General features: G+C 41.1%; 11 protein-coding genes and 1 pseudogene. 4 read left to right on the forward strand and 8 right to left on the reverse strand.

Features of this window, described 5'->3' with window-relative positions:
• From V7K79_RS24675 to V7K79_RS24685, 3 genes and pseudogenes are all read right to left on the reverse strand, one after another.
• Positions 1-1964, reverse strand: a pseudogene (locus tag V7K79_RS24675) (hypothetical protein); the annotation flags it as partial.
• A 23-nt stretch (positions 1965-1987) separates the two neighbouring features.
• A complete protein-coding gene (locus tag V7K79_RS24680; RefSeq protein ID WP_335051346.1) occupies positions 1988-2512 on the reverse strand; it encodes a phage tail protein in 525 nt (174 codons plus the stop codon).
• A complete protein-coding gene (locus tag V7K79_RS24685) occupies positions 2512-2751 on the reverse strand; it encodes a hypothetical protein (RefSeq protein ID WP_335051348.1) in 240 nt (79 codons plus the stop codon). The genes V7K79_RS24680 and V7K79_RS24685 overlap by 1 nt, the downstream gene beginning before the upstream one ends.
• 190 nt (positions 2752-2941) lie before the next feature.
• Between V7K79_RS24685 and V7K79_RS24690 the strand changes: the two genes are divergently transcribed.
• Positions 2942-4438, forward strand: coding sequence for an eCIS core domain-containing protein (locus tag V7K79_RS24690; RefSeq protein WP_335051350.1), 1497 nt, complete (start codon positions 2942-2944; stop codon positions 4436-4438).
• A 37-nt stretch (positions 4439-4475) separates the two neighbouring features.
• On the opposite strand, the gene V7K79_RS24695 is transcribed toward V7K79_RS24690, so the two are convergent.
• A complete protein-coding gene (locus tag V7K79_RS24695; RefSeq protein ID WP_442938969.1) occupies positions 4476-4670 on the reverse strand; it encodes a transposase in 195 nt (64 codons plus the stop codon).
• On the opposite strand from V7K79_RS24695, the gene V7K79_RS24700 reads away from it, so the two are divergent.
• Together V7K79_RS24700 and V7K79_RS24705 are read left to right on the forward strand one after the other, a co-directional pair.
• Positions 4669-4950 carry a hypothetical protein gene (locus V7K79_RS24700; protein ID WP_335051352.1) on the forward strand — a complete coding sequence of 94 codons (282 nt, stop codon included), beginning with the start codon at positions 4669-4671 and terminating at the stop codon, positions 4948-4950. The genes V7K79_RS24695 and V7K79_RS24700 overlap by 2 nt on opposite strands.
• A gap of 354 nt (positions 4951-5304) precedes the next feature.
• Entirely contained in the window at positions 5305-6744 is a 1440-nt protein-coding gene (locus tag V7K79_RS24705) for an eCIS core domain-containing protein (RefSeq protein WP_335051354.1), read from the forward strand.
• A 92-nt stretch (positions 6745-6836) separates the two neighbouring features.
• On the opposite strand, the gene V7K79_RS24710 is transcribed toward V7K79_RS24705, so the two are convergent.
• The 4 genes from V7K79_RS24710 to V7K79_RS24725 form a co-directional block, all read right to left on the reverse strand.
• Positions 6837-7784, reverse strand: a complete 948-nt coding sequence (locus V7K79_RS24710) for a LysR family transcriptional regulator (RefSeq protein ID WP_335051356.1) — start codon at positions 7782-7784, stop codon at positions 6837-6839.
• An 864-nt stretch (positions 7785-8648) separates the two neighbouring features.
• The gene (locus V7K79_RS24715; RefSeq protein WP_335051357.1) at positions 8649-9494 is read right to left on the reverse strand and encodes a WGxxGxxG-CTERM domain-containing protein; all 846 of its coding nucleotides are present in this window, start codon (positions 9492-9494) and stop codon (positions 8649-8651) included.
• 800 nt (positions 9495-10294) lie between these two features.
• Entirely contained in the window at positions 10295-11593 is a 1299-nt protein-coding gene (locus V7K79_RS24720; RefSeq protein WP_335051416.1) for a HEAT repeat domain-containing protein, read from the reverse strand.
• Positions 11594-11632: 39 nt separating this feature from the next.
• Positions 11633-12046, reverse strand: coding sequence for a QcrA and Rieske domain-containing protein (locus tag V7K79_RS24725; protein WP_335051359.1), 414 nt, complete (start codon positions 12044-12046; stop codon positions 11633-11635).
• Between the two features lie 511 nt (positions 12047-12557).
• Between V7K79_RS24725 and V7K79_RS24730 the strand changes: the two genes are divergently transcribed.
• Positions 12558-14180 (forward strand): ferredoxin--nitrite reductase, encoded by a 1623-nt coding sequence (locus V7K79_RS24730; RefSeq protein WP_335051361.1) that lies wholly within the window; start codon positions 12558-12560, stop codon positions 14178-14180.
• Positions 14181-14296: the final 116 nt, after the last annotated feature.

Below are 14296 nucleotides of genomic sequence, written 5' to 3' on the forward strand. Positions count from 1 at the left end.
CTAATTGTTGGTGTTTCACCAATTTCAGGCGATGTTGCAGTAATTGTCGGTGTTTCACCAATTTCAGGTGATGTTGTGGGAAGTGGTGCGATCGCAGTTTCATCAATTCCCGGTGATGTGGCGCTAATTGTTGGTGTTTCACCAATTTCAGGCGATGTTGCAGTAATTGTCGGTGTTTCACCAATTTCAGGTGATGTTGTGGGAAGTGGTGCGATCGCTGTTTCACCAATTTCCGGTGATGTGGCGCTAATTGTTGGTGTTTCACCAATTTCAGGTGATGTTGTGGGAAGTGGTGCGAGCGCTGTTTCACCAATGGAAGGTAGTGCTAAGATGGGCTGACTTTCTGTAAACTCGTTAGTACTATCAAGATAGCTGTCACGTTGCAGTGAAGTCACATTTGCTGAGACATCTGAAACATTAACCGCCATAGCAGATTGTGACTCTAAAGTTACTAACTGTTCATTATTTTCAGAGTTTTTTGACAAACTAGGTGTGTCTTCAATCTCGGCTGATGTAGGTGTTAATTGAACAGGCGTACTGGCTGGAAACTCACTCAGAACACTGGAATCAATTTCTTGTTGTATTGTAATAGGGCTTTTTGCAACTGAAGACTCAGAATTAGATATAGCAACATCCGTCAATACAGTATTTTTATCATTTATCAAAGGAGTAAATAAACTAGGTGCATCATCAACATCAGGTGAATTCAGTGCTGATGATAAAGTTAGAGAATTATCAACAATAGCATTATCTCTAACAAAATTATTTCCGATACTTTCTGATATTAAATTGGGTTCAACGGCTGTAATTGCCTCAAAATTACTATTTGTATGTGGTGATTCTTGCTGTAATGGAGAGGTTACGCTTGATGGTACCTCTTTTGCTTGGATTAAATTGGTTTGGGAAGCAGTGGTTTGATTATCAACTATAGAAGTAGTTTGAGATGTTTCTATATCCTGTTCTGATGGTGTTGGGCTGACTGGGACATCTGGGATATTGACTACTTGTGATGCTTCAGTAATTACTTTATTGGTCAAGTTGCTATCTGAGGTAAATATTTCCTCCACATTATTATCTAAAGGAAATTCTCTAGGCGAGTTTTCGACCAATTCACTTGTATTATTCTCTAATTCAATATTTTTTTGTAAAGGTAAAATGCTTTCTGTTAAAGAGGAATTTGCACTAGGCACACTAGATATTACCTCAAATTTTCCTTGCAACTCATTATTATTAATATTATTTAATAAGCTCAAGTCTTCAACAATAGGGGAAGTTGGTGCTGTTGTACTAGGCATTGTACTACTAATATAATCACTATCGTTTGTAGTATTACCTGAAGCAATATCCTGTTTTAAAATGGGGATTTCTGAATTATTCTCAACAGACAAAAGCTCATTTGATGCTAATAATTTATCTTTCTTACGATTAACAGTAATGTTGTTTTCATCAAAAGATTGCTCAACATTTTTAGCCGCAGACGATTGGATAGGCTTTTTAGTTCTGGATTTTGATTTTGTTTTTGATGGCTGTTGAGATTTATTTGTTTTTTTTGAGTTAGCTTTACCTTGAATGTTTGGTTTTTCTAAAGTATGATTACTCGTCTTTTTATCAATGCGAGTTGGCATTATTTCTGAAATACTGTCTATTCTTGATTCTCTACTATTACTATTTTCTAATGGAGTGGTTGAATCAGAAGAATCAAAATCAAGCAATGAAAATTTACTATTTATATCCTGAGTATCCCAACCTATTAATGATTGCATCGATGGTTCATGTTCATTAGACAATAAAAACTTAGATGATGTAACTAATGGTGGTTTAGTTTGTATGAGACTAATAAAATTACTTCGTGAATGCAGAGAATGAGACTCTTTTCTCAATAACATTCTCTGAGGATCAGATAAAGATGATATTATCCCAAGAGGATGAACATTATTTCCTAGTGGAGATTGATTAATTTGCATAATTATAGTTTCAAAATAGCCAATTAACTAGAAACGAAATATCCAGTTTTTTGATTTCGTTGTACAGAAGTACCTCCACCTGTAGCTCTTGCAACCTGTAAACCTTCATAAGCTAAAGTTAATTCTTCAATCCCAACTGCCTTTCCATCTGCTTGGAGTGCGGGTGTTTTCCAGGTTATAGGAATAGCACCAATCAAAGTCCAACTCATCATTGTCTCACCGGCTTGATTGAAAATCAGAATATTGACATTGCGTCGAGATGTTTTCTTTTTTTCATCAAAAACTGCATTTATCCAGTTCCAAAAACCTGGATGATCGGTAACTCCACGTTTGAGAGTTATGTCTGCAAATTCTGTATGACCTAAATAAACTCTTTGCTGGTCGTTAACACCACCTTCCTGAAACACATTTTTCTTAATTTGAATACTTAATCCTGAACATTCAGCGAAAGATGCAGCAATAGAACTGTCTATCTCAACGTAGAAACGATTAGTAGTAACATAATTTAATTCGTGAGTAATGTTGCCATTATTAGCACCTGTAGCCATCACAACCACCTTTGGGAATTATAATTGCCTAGCCTTTCGCGCTGCGATCGCAAGTCTTCTAGCAAGAGTTTATACACATGTTCTGTAAGTTGGTTCAGCAGCAGTGAATCATTGAGGTATTTACTTGCCGTTTTAGCCATCTTGCTAACATCAGATGTTGCCAAAACCCCAGCGTAGCCAGCAGTACCGCCAACATCTCCATCGAAGGTGAAAAAAGTTTTTTGCTGATTTGAGTCCATAAATAAAAAACTCTCCCTAAATACAGGTTAAAGGTACTGCATCAGAATCAAAAGTAGCCAAAAGTCGAACTTAGTTTTTGCTTGGATTTAAACTTTGGGTGAATTGTGTTACAAGTGCGATCGCTGTACTCTAGATGTTAGTAACAGTAAAATATTCACCTAGCTACTGCTTGGGCAACAGGAGAAGAAAATGAGAGAACACATCAGCCAAGGTAAAAAAACTACTACAAGCTTCTCAATTCCATCCTTGAAACACCCGACACGCGGCTTTGGTTTGGAGTCATCGGCAATTTTACGCCAAGCGGTTCCTGAAATACAACCACTACATAAACCACTTACTCACGATATCAGTCGCATACCCCTGCGTAGCCCCCAAGCAAAACTCTCAATTAGCCAACCTGGGGATCAGTATGAGCAGGAAGCTGATAGCGTCGCACAGCAGGTAATGCAAACAATAGCGCAACCTATAAATCGCCAGTCTATCCAACGAGAAGCATTGCCAGAGGAAGAAGAATTGCAAATGAAACCTCTGGACATTAGCACATTGCAACGAGAAGCATTGCCAGAGGATGAAGAAGAATTACAAATGAAGTCGATGGTGCAGCGTCAAGGTGAGTCTTTTATGGCTGCTGCGCCAGAAGACCTGGAAACGTCCATTAACCAAGCAAGGGGTGGAGGAATGGCGATGGCGGACAATATTCGCCATCCGATGGAACAAGCGTTTGGCGCAGATTTCAGTGGGGTGAAGGTTCACACGGATGGTCAATCTGACCAGTTGAATCGGTCAATTCAGGCGCGGGCTTTCACGACGGGACAAGATGTGTTTTTTCGCCAAGGGGAATATAATCCTGGGAGTTGGGGCGGTCAGGAGTTGTTGGCGCATGAGTTGACACACGTTGTGCAGCAGAATGGGGAAGCAGTGCAGCGGGTGGTTGCGCCACCCGACTCGAAAGAAGATACGCCAAAAGAAGATGTTGCGAGGAATATATCAGAAGCGCTCAACGGGGTGGGAATTAATGTATTTCTAGGAGGGGCAGCAGCAGCAACACTTTTTACTAAGACCCGTAAGATTAACGATTTAGATTTTAGGTTAGACAAGCAACAAAGAAACGCGTTTGATGGAGATAATGGGGATAATTTAATTAGAAGAATCAGTGACGCATTGCTAAAGAAAGAATTGAATATTACAAAAGCTTTTACTAAAGTGGAAAGGACAACAACGACGATCAGAGGAGAGGTAAATAACGTGGAAGTTAGCATAACGAGTGAACCTTCCACTGAAAAAACATTGACCAGGGGAGAAGCAAAACCAGGATTGGAATCAATTGGACAGTTCGCCATATTATTAGATAAGGCTAAAGCGGCGGCATCGAGACCCAAGAATAAATATGACTCAGTAGCTACAGACGTATATGACATAATCAAGGTGAAAAGCTCCTTACCTGGCGGAGGAACAGGGATTTTAAGTTCATTAGATAGCTATTGGAATGAAGAAGGTTTAGCCAAAAAATTAGAGGATAGGCTAGAATTCTTGCTATCTACTGCTAGTAATCAGAATAACTCGTTTTCTCGAGGACGTAATAACATTACTAAAAATAACAATTTATTGACGCGCGAAGACTTTGATAACGGAATCAAGGAGTTAAAGTCAGAGTTATCGAAACAGAAAATAGTTACTGTACTATAGGAATTTTAAATCATTCGTGAAAAGTTAAAGTGTGTCATCAATTCAACCAGATAACAGAAGCAGCTAAATAAATCGCACCCAAAAAGTTGGTAGCACGTTTGTCATAGCGGGTAGTGATTGCCCAGTACTGCTTGAGCTTGGCAAAAAAGTTTTCAATCAGGTGGCGGGCTACGCCTATGCTGGTTTTGTAGAATGCGTTAGCGATCGCCACTATTGTATAGTGCGAAAACATGCGTGCGATTGCTCACCTTGTAGAGACTGTCTTGAAAGTCAAGCGATCGTCATTTGCTTTAGAGTTTTCGGTTAGTGACTTCCAATTAAAAAAATACTTTACCGTTTTTATCGTAGGGGAGCAGGGATTTCTTAGCAGGGGAAGAGAAAGTGCTTTTGATTCGGTAAAATTCGATAATTTATTTTTTGGAGTTTCTTTACTTGAAAACAGAAGTTACTTCAGAGAAGACAGAAGTTGCTACAGACTGCGCGAAACACCGAAACGTGAAGGCAAAAGTTAATTTTGGGAAGACAGAAGTTGCTACAGACTGCGCGAAACACCGAAACGTGAAGGCAGAAGTTAATTTTGGGAAGACAGAAGTTGCTACAGACTGCGCGAAACACTGAAACGTGAAGGCAGAAGTTACTTTAGGCAAGGCAGTAGTGCGATCGCATCTGTTTTAAGTTGGGTAAATGGACATGAAAGTATCGGAATTTGCCCATCCTACACCTCTTGAAGTGCGATCACCCGATACTATAGGGTTTTTGAAAATTTAGACTTTCGATAAATTGTGTTGTAAGTGCGATCGCTGTACTCTAGATATTAGTAATAGCAAAATATTTATCCACCTACTGCTTAGGCATCAGGAGAAAAAATGAGAGAACGCATAGGCCAGCCCAAAAAAGCTACCACTGCTTCCTTCTCAATACCTGCACTCCAACAACCAACACGTGGTTTTGGTTCAGAGTCCTCTGGTGCTTCATCCCAAGCAGCAAATGAGGTGCGATCGCAAAATAAACCTTTAATGCACGACATCAGTCGAATATCACTGCGTTCACAAACAAAACTCACGGTTAACCAGCCAGGAGATATTTACGAGCAGGAAGCTGATAGAGTAGCACAGCAAGTAATGCAGACGATGAGCGACCCTGTAAGTAAACAGTCTGTGCAACGAGAAGCATTGCCAGAGTCAGAAGAAGAATTACAAATGAAATCTCTGGCGGATGCCAATATTTCGCTGCAACGGGAAGCATTGCCAGAGTCAGAAGAAGAATTACAAATGAAATCTCTGGCTGATACCAATATTTCACTACAACGTCAGGGTGATGGGGTTGCAGCCACATCTGACTTGGAAACTTCAATCCAACAAGAACGGGGAAGTGGACAGCCACTCTCAGACGATATCCGCCAACCAATGGAGCAAGCTTTTGGGACTGACTTTAGCAGTGTCAAAATCCACACAGATAGCCGCTCTGACCAACTCAACCAATCTATCCAAGCTCGTGCCTTCACTACAGGACAGGATATATTCTTCCGTCAAGGAGAATATGCTCCTGAGAGTCATGGAGGAAAAGAATTACTTGCCCATGAGTTAACTCACGTTGTCCAACAAAATGGTAGTGCGCTTGGACGTAAATTGCTTCCTGAACAGGAGATTAAAAACAACATCCAAGCTAAATCCCTTCTTAACTCCCCTTCTGGGTATCAACCAGTAATCCAACGTAACCCTCTTGATAAGGTTAAAAAATTCTTTTCCAAAGATGGTGGCGATATAGATAACGGTGGCGAGCAAATAGAAGAAATAGAGGTGAAAGGGGAGGACTGGAAAAAATACATGGAGTTAGATATCTTGACAATGCAGCCTAGCGATATCATAACGGACAGGCAATTTGGGCATAATTTATATATAAATATCAGATGGTATAACAAATCGCAGAAAAGATTGCGCCTTTTGACACCGCCACCACTGGAATATTTTGAGGAAATAACAAAGATTACCACAGACAACGGCGGCAATAGAATTACGGAAACAGAATCGCTCGATCAGTACGCAAACAGACCAAATTCTAATACTTTCCGTAGCTACGCACTCGGAACTCAGGGCATGATTATAGATCCAGGTAAGTCGCTCACGGCTAGATTTCTTGATCCGCCGCAGATCACAATCACACAAGAGTATAAATCCCGCACTGTTAAGTTCAAAATCGGGTTACGGGGGTCGCAACAGTGGCTAACTGGTGTACAGCAATTAACGTGCGAGAATAACAATATAATAGAGCATGAGTTTATCCCAACAAGACTCAGGGCTGGCTAAGAACCACACCATAGTTAGTTTTTATAAACTATTAATTATCTTGCAAAAGTCTTATCAGAAATAAAAGACTCTTGAATAATGACTAATAACGCTTAAGAAGCCGATCGCTGCTGGTCAATTTGCAATGGAATATTTTCCCGCACTAGTTGCCATAAGTGCTTGATGGGGGGAATTTGCAGACGGTCTTGAGTTGTTACCATAACTACTCGACGAGTCAAACTGGAACCATCTGCTAAACTACTAGTATTATTGCCAGCTAAGGAACGAATCGCCAGGGTAGGGTCAAGACGAGCTTCCAGTAATGCTGATTGAGGTAGTAAAGCTATCAGTTCTCCTTGGCGCACGACTCCCCGGAAGGCATCCAGGGTATTTACCTCTAAAGCCGACTGGAGTGTAGCCTCCATTCGCTCAAATCTATCTTGTATTAAGCGCTGCATCCCATAGCCATCTTTAAAAACTACTTGGGGATAACGAATTAGTTCCGACCAAGGGACAAATTCATATTGGGTTAGGGGATGATTGGCTGCGGTTAAAACTTCTATAGGCTCATCATAAAGTACCTCTACCACCATTTCTCTACTGGTGGTTAAAAAGCGATTATTCATCACAATTGCTAAATCCACCAATCCATCTTTGAGGACTTTCAAGGCGCGATCGCTTCCCAATGATGTCACCCGCAATTGCACATTTGGATAATCATGACAAAATTTTTGCAACACTGGTGGTAAGTAAGATCCACATAGGGAGTGAATCACGGCAATGCAAAGTTCTGGTTGCTTTCCGGCAGTTAAATCGGCTAATTCTTCTGTAGCAGTCTGCCACTCTTGACAAATTTTGCGAACGCGGGGTAACAAACGTTCACCTGCTAGCGTCAGTTTGGCATGAGTGCTTCTGTGAAACAGTTCTATCCCTATATCTGCTTCTAATGCTTGGATTTGGCGACTAATCGTCGATTGGGTAACTCCAGATGTTCGCGCTGCTTGTTGAAAGCTGCCGGTTTGGGCGATCGCTAGAAAGGCTTGCAACTGCTCTAAGCGCATTTTTATGTAGCCCGAATTACATTTATCAGTTTTATAAAGTTAACGGATTTTTATCTACAATTTAGTAAAATTTGTTACAGGTTTTTTCTTTTATTTACATTTAAGTAAATTAGATTTTACTGCCTTTGTCGTCAATTATGCGCTTTGCACTGATTTTCCCGGTAAATTTCGCCAAAAAAATAATTGACTATTTTCTGCTGAAAAATATAAATTTTTAAATAATATTTTTAACGGTATCGTTCTGAAGCGCTCTTCTGCGATCGCAGAAGCTGATAGTTCAGCCGTAGCTAACTATGGTAGTTCACTCGATCGTATTAAAAGACAGATTATATAGTATAGCTGTAACCACATAGGTTAGGACAATGTTGATTGCTAAAAGCCTTGATTTCACTGGATTTATACTCAGCACTCAGCACAGGATAAACGCCCCGCTACCGCTAACAGCACTCAGCACTTTGCTATAGTTTGCAAGTTGATGAAGTAATCATATCAAAACCTTTACCCCCAAACCCTCTTTGTGAGTTTAAAAAGGGTTTGAGGGTGAAGTACAATTTAACCTAACTCTGATGAAAAAACGCTATCAGGTCTAAGCAAGACAGAATTTTGTACAACTTACAGATACGGCTGCGATCGCATCAGATTTGCAAGAGATACAGAGGGCACAAACTACGGCTGTACCCTCCTAGTAGTCTGCCAACCCAAAGATAAAGATGCGCTTTTTCGGGCTGGGGAAAGGGGAAAGGGAAAAGGGTAAGGGATTTAAAACCTTTCCCCCTGCCCCTTATCCCCAGAGGGGGCCCCACCTTCCCCCTTACCCTTTACCCCGCCAAGTCACGAAAGCGAACTACTAGAGTGTTGTGAATGCTATTTTATGGAGCGAGAACCTGTGACTTCATCAGGATCGCTATAAGCCCGGACTTTTTCGCGATTACGTAGTCCTGCTAAACCAGCTAGACCAAGCAAACCTAGCCAACCCCAATCAAAACCGCCATCGTTAGTTCTTTCGGAAGCTGCGACACCTGTATTTCTGTTAGTACCTGTGGCATCAGTGCCTGTGCCTGTGGAATCACTGCCTGTAGTTCCAGTACCTGTTGTGGAATCAGTACCTGTTGTGCCACCAGTACCTGTAGTTCCACCAGTACCTGTTGTGGAATCAGTACCTGTAGCTCCACTACCTGTTGTACCACCACCGCCTGTAACTCCAGTACCTGTTGTGGAATCAGTGCCTGTACCTCCAGTACCTGTTGTGCCGCCAGTTCCTGTGGTTCCACCAGTACCTGTTGTGGAATCAGTGCCTGTACTTCCAGTACCTGTTGTGCCACCAGTTCCTGTGGTTCCACCAGTACCTGTTGTGGAATCAGTACCTGTACTTCCAGTACCTGTTGTGCCACCAGTTCCTGTGGTTCCACCAATGCCTGTGCTTCCGCCAGTACCTGTTGTGCCACCAGTTCCTGTGGTTCCACCAGCACCCGTGCTTCCAGTGCCTGTGCTTCCACCAGCACCCGTGCCTCCAGTGCCTGTGCTTCCACTAGCGCCTGCACCTGAACCTGTGCTACCACTAGAGCTTCCGCTGCCAGAGCCTCCGCTGCCGGAGCCTCCGCCGCCGGAACCTCCACTTTGGGCAGAAACTAAAAGAGGTAAAGATACAGAAGCAAAACTGATGGCAAAGACAGTAGCTAAAACAGCTTTAGATAATTTGAAAGGCTTCATGCTCATAGTTCCTTTTATGTTCTAGATTTTTGTGTTTGATTGATTTTCAAAAGTGATATTGTCTCGACAATCTACTGAAAAATTAGGTAAATTCTGACATAGAAAAAATTGAGGAGTGTTTTACTTAGCTTCTTCTGGAAAATCTGAAATGATTTGAAAATACTACAATTTACTATTCTTCAGATTAAGCAAGCAAAATAAATCATAAGTCAGTAATCAATTCATAGTGTAATAACCTACGGACATTACATGTTAAAAATAGAAATTAAATATTATAACTTCTATATCCTATCTTTACTGTGAATTGTTTTGCTGCTATGAGATAATATAAGTGTTAGTTTATCACCAAACTTCTACCATAAGAGTAAAACTACTTATATCGCCAGAATGAATTTGGTATTGATATTAAGTTAGTCTATAAGCGTAGAGCGTTTTAGAGTTTGTATGTTAAATAAACTGACTTATTTCAGAAGTAGAAGCGATCGCTAAGTTAAACAGGATTTTCATTTCGTAAATATAATTCATTTATTAACTTAGTCTTTAGTTATTTGGATATAAATGAACTAAAAACTTTAAACAGCCAGATGCTACTAACGATTGAGACTCTATATAGAATACTTCACAATACTATTTCACCTGAAAACTTATAACTTCATACTTCAGGAGTGTCTTACTTTAGACTAAAGGAATACTTTTATTGTCAGTTAAATAGGATGGTAAAATTATTAAAGGTTTATAATAAGGACTTTAGTCCTCTCTTCTCTACCAGAGGCTACGCAATTAAAAGTTGAGACTAAAATTTACCATTCGGCTAAAGCGATCGCTATTCCTTGTTTTAAATCTGGTGTGATTGCATCATTATTTGCTAATTGCTGCAATTGTTGATGTGTGGCTTCCCTATCCAGATTTTTCAGTGCGGCGATCGCATGTAGTCTCACCGATACATTAGAATCACCTAAGAGCAAAATCAATGGTTCAATGGCTTGCATTTCGCCTAACTGTCCTAAAGACAAGGCGATCGCACTTTTGATACTGGTAATCGCTGTGGCTGGATGCTGCGATCGCAGTACTTGCAATAATATTTCTGTGGCTGGTGTAGTTTCCGGCTTTTGCACTCGCCCCAAAACAGTAACAATTTCTTGCCAAAGTGTCTCTGAAGTGCTTTGATAAAATGCTGTTTGCAAATATTCCAAACTGAATCGTGTCCCCACCCAAACCAAAGCGCGGATGGTTTCTAATTGCAGTGGTAGCGGTGTATGGGGTGATATTAGCAGCTTAAATAATTGCTGGGCTGCTTGATCGCAACCCATCCGAGAAAGGGAAACTGCGGCTGCACAACAAACATCAAGATTAAAGTCGTAAAGCATGGGTTGCAGTCTTGTCACCAAATCTAAGGCTTCGCATAAGTCGGGGCGAAAACCTAAACCAAGGACTGATGCACGCCTAACTGTAGCGGCTATATCATCCAAAGCGTTTAATAAGATCGGTGGCACACGTTCGTCATGAAAGCTACTGAGGGCTTCAATTGCAGCTGTGCGGGTTGCTGCTTGTGGATCTTGCACTACAGTCAATAGCGGTATGATGGTTTCTGGATGCCGAATATAGGAAAGCGATCGCACTGCTAAAAGCCGTGTATTTTCATCTGCTAAAAGTTCAGTTAGTGAACTAATCGCAACAGTACCCATTTGTCCCAGTGCTGTAACTGCGATCGCTTTGAGTTCTTCATCTTGATCATTTTTCAACAATTCAACTATTGAGGCGATCGCATCTGGGTGTTGAAATTCCCCCAAAGTCCTGGCTGCATACCAGCGCAATTCCTCTTCTGCGTCTTCATCTTCTAATATCTCAGTCAGAGGTGGGATGGCAATATTTCCCAAGTGAGTCAACACTTTGGTAATTTCCCAGCGTTGTTGAAAATCCCCCATTTCTAAGATGGAAAGTGTTAATTTCAGGAGATATTCTCGGTTTTTAACTATTTCTGGATGCTCAGAATCTGCCCCTAAAATTAACTGTTGCAAATATTGAATTAGTGATGACCAATCAGCTGCATAATATGCTGACTCAGCTTGCACCAAAAGCTGTTTGATGTTATTCACAATCTCTTGCTTAAATTATCGATTTTCTGCCCCCTGCCTCCACTAACCTGCCTTGACTACAACTGAATTACCCTCAATCTTAGCAACGAAAGTTTTAAGCGCTTCTGTCGCCGGGCCTTTTTGCACTTTACCGTCAATTCCAAATTCCGAACCATGACAGGGACAGGCGAATTTTTTTGTATTAGCTTTCCATGCTACAGTGCAACCTGCATGAGTACACGTAGGGTTAACAGCAGTTAGATTTCCGACTTTAGATGTGCCGACTACCAATACAGGCCCAGCAGGTGAGTTTTTCGCCAGCAATTGACCAGTTTTATCTAATTCTGCTGATGTACCTACTGTTTGCCAATCTTTAGATGCTGAAGTTGTTTGAGAAGAACAAGCTGCGATCGCTACAGGTAGAGAACTGGCAATCCAACCCAAACCTACCCAATTAATAAAATCACGACGTTTCATAGTTGTTGAAATAATATCTAAGTTTTAACTAACATCTGCCACTCAATTTTGGATTTTAGATTAATCTATGGCGCTCCAAAATTGCTTCAGTCATCTCAAATACCGTTGATTAAAGCTTCTACATCGTTCATTGGTGACTTTAATGCAAATAATACATAGTATTCATGCGTTTTTTGCTACTCACTACCAAAAAACGTAACAATTTATACGATTTTAACAAAAATCTCATCTTAAGTTATGAGTATCGAAATTGTTACATGAACATTATCTAAACCTGCTTGACAAATTCCCAAAATGTAAATGGCGACAAATTCTCCTTAACTAACCACGGATTTTAAATTTCGCGTTGGAATGCTCTTGAGTAAAAATAATCAGCCGTAATTAAATATTGAGTTTTTATTTCCTAGCCCTCGTAGATACAGCACCTAATGTAACTACGGATTGATTGATATTGGCTAATTACGACCACACTTTTTGATCGTATCAGTAATTTGCAACGAGATTCAGCCTCATGACAGACACAGCACCTACTACTAGTCTCAATAAGTTCGAGAAATTAAAAGCAGAAAAAGATGGACTCGCCATCAAGGATGAGATAGAGAAATTTGCTGCCCTTGGCTGGGAGGCAATGAACGAAACAGATCGCGATCATCGACTCAAATGGGTAGGCGTATTTTTTCGTCCAGTTACTCCAGGCAAGTTTATGATGCGGTTGCGGATGCCTAACGGGATTCTCAACAGCAGCCAGATGCGTGTTTTAGCCCAAGTAGTGCAGCGTTACGGTGATGATGGTTGCGCTGATATCACTACTAGACAGAATATTCAATTACGGGGGATCAGAATTGAAGATTTACCAGATATCTTTAATAGATTTGACACAGTTGGTTTAACCAGCGTTCAATCAGGCATGGATAACGTTCGCAATATTACAGGCGATCCTGTGGCGGGGTTAGATGCAGATGAGTTGTACGACACACGAGAGTTGGTACAGCAAATTCAAGATATGCTCACCAACAAAGGCAAAGGAAACCCAGAGTTTAGCAACTTACCACGGAAGTTTAATATTGCGATCGCAGGTGGACGAGACAATTCAGTTCATGCTGAAATTAATGATTTGGCTTTTGTGCCAGCATTTAAGGAAAAGACTGGGGACTGGGGACTGGGGACTGGGCAAGAATTTTCCCAATCCCCAATCCCTAATCCCCAGTTTCCAATATTTGGCTTTAATATCGTCGTCGGTGGCTTTTTCTCAGCTAAACGTTGTGAAGCGGCGATTCCTCTGAATGCTTGGGTACTTCCTGAAGATGTGGTAGCTGTATGTAGAGCGGTTTTGGAAATTTTTCGTGATTATGGGCCGCGTGCTAATCGGCAAAAATCCCGCTTAATGTGGCTAATTGATGAATGGGGTTTAGAAAAGTTTCGAGCAGAAGTAGAAAGCCGTTTGGGTAAATCATTATTACCCGCAGCAGCAAAAGACGAAATCGACTGGGAAAAACGTGACCATATTGGGGTATATAAACAAAAACAGCCAGGATTAAATTACGTAGGCTTGCAGATTCCTGTCGGTCGGCTATATGCCGGAGATATGTTTGAAATTGCCCGTATATCTGAAGTTTACGGCAGTGGCGAAATCCGGTTTACAGTTGAGCAAAACATCGTTATCCCCAACATTTCTGACTCGCGTTTAGCAACATTTTTAACAGATCCATTGCTGGAAAGATTTTCTATTGATCCAGGATTGCTGACGCGATCGCTAGTATCCTGCACAGGCGCACAATTTTGCAACTTTGCTCTCATCGAAACCAAAAACCGCGCCTTGGCAATGATTAAAGCCTTAGAAGAAGATTTAACCTTCACTAAAACAGTACGAATTCACTGGACAGGTTGCCCCAACTCTTGTGGACAGCCCCAAGTTGCAGACATCGGCTTGATGGGAACTAAAACTCGCAAAAATGGCAAAACCCTCGAAGGCGTTGACATATATATGGGTGGCAAAGTTGGCAAAGATGCTCATTTGGGAACTTGTGTGATGAAAGGCATACCATGCGAAGACTTGCAACCAATATTACAAGATTTACTCATCAAAAACTTTGGGGCAAAACTCAAGCAAGAAGCCTTAGTAGTTAGTAACTGATTGGGCAAAATAGTTCTGAGTTCTGAGTAAATTAAGTGAGATTCCCCACTTAGCACTGAGTACGGGCTAAACGCCCCGCTACCGCTAACAGCACTCCTGAAGGGCATAGGGCGTAG

The sequence above is a fragment of the Nostoc sp. genome, from assembly GCF_036917575.1.
GTDB lineage: Bacteria > Cyanobacteriota > Cyanobacteriia > Cyanobacteriales > Nostocaceae > Nostoc.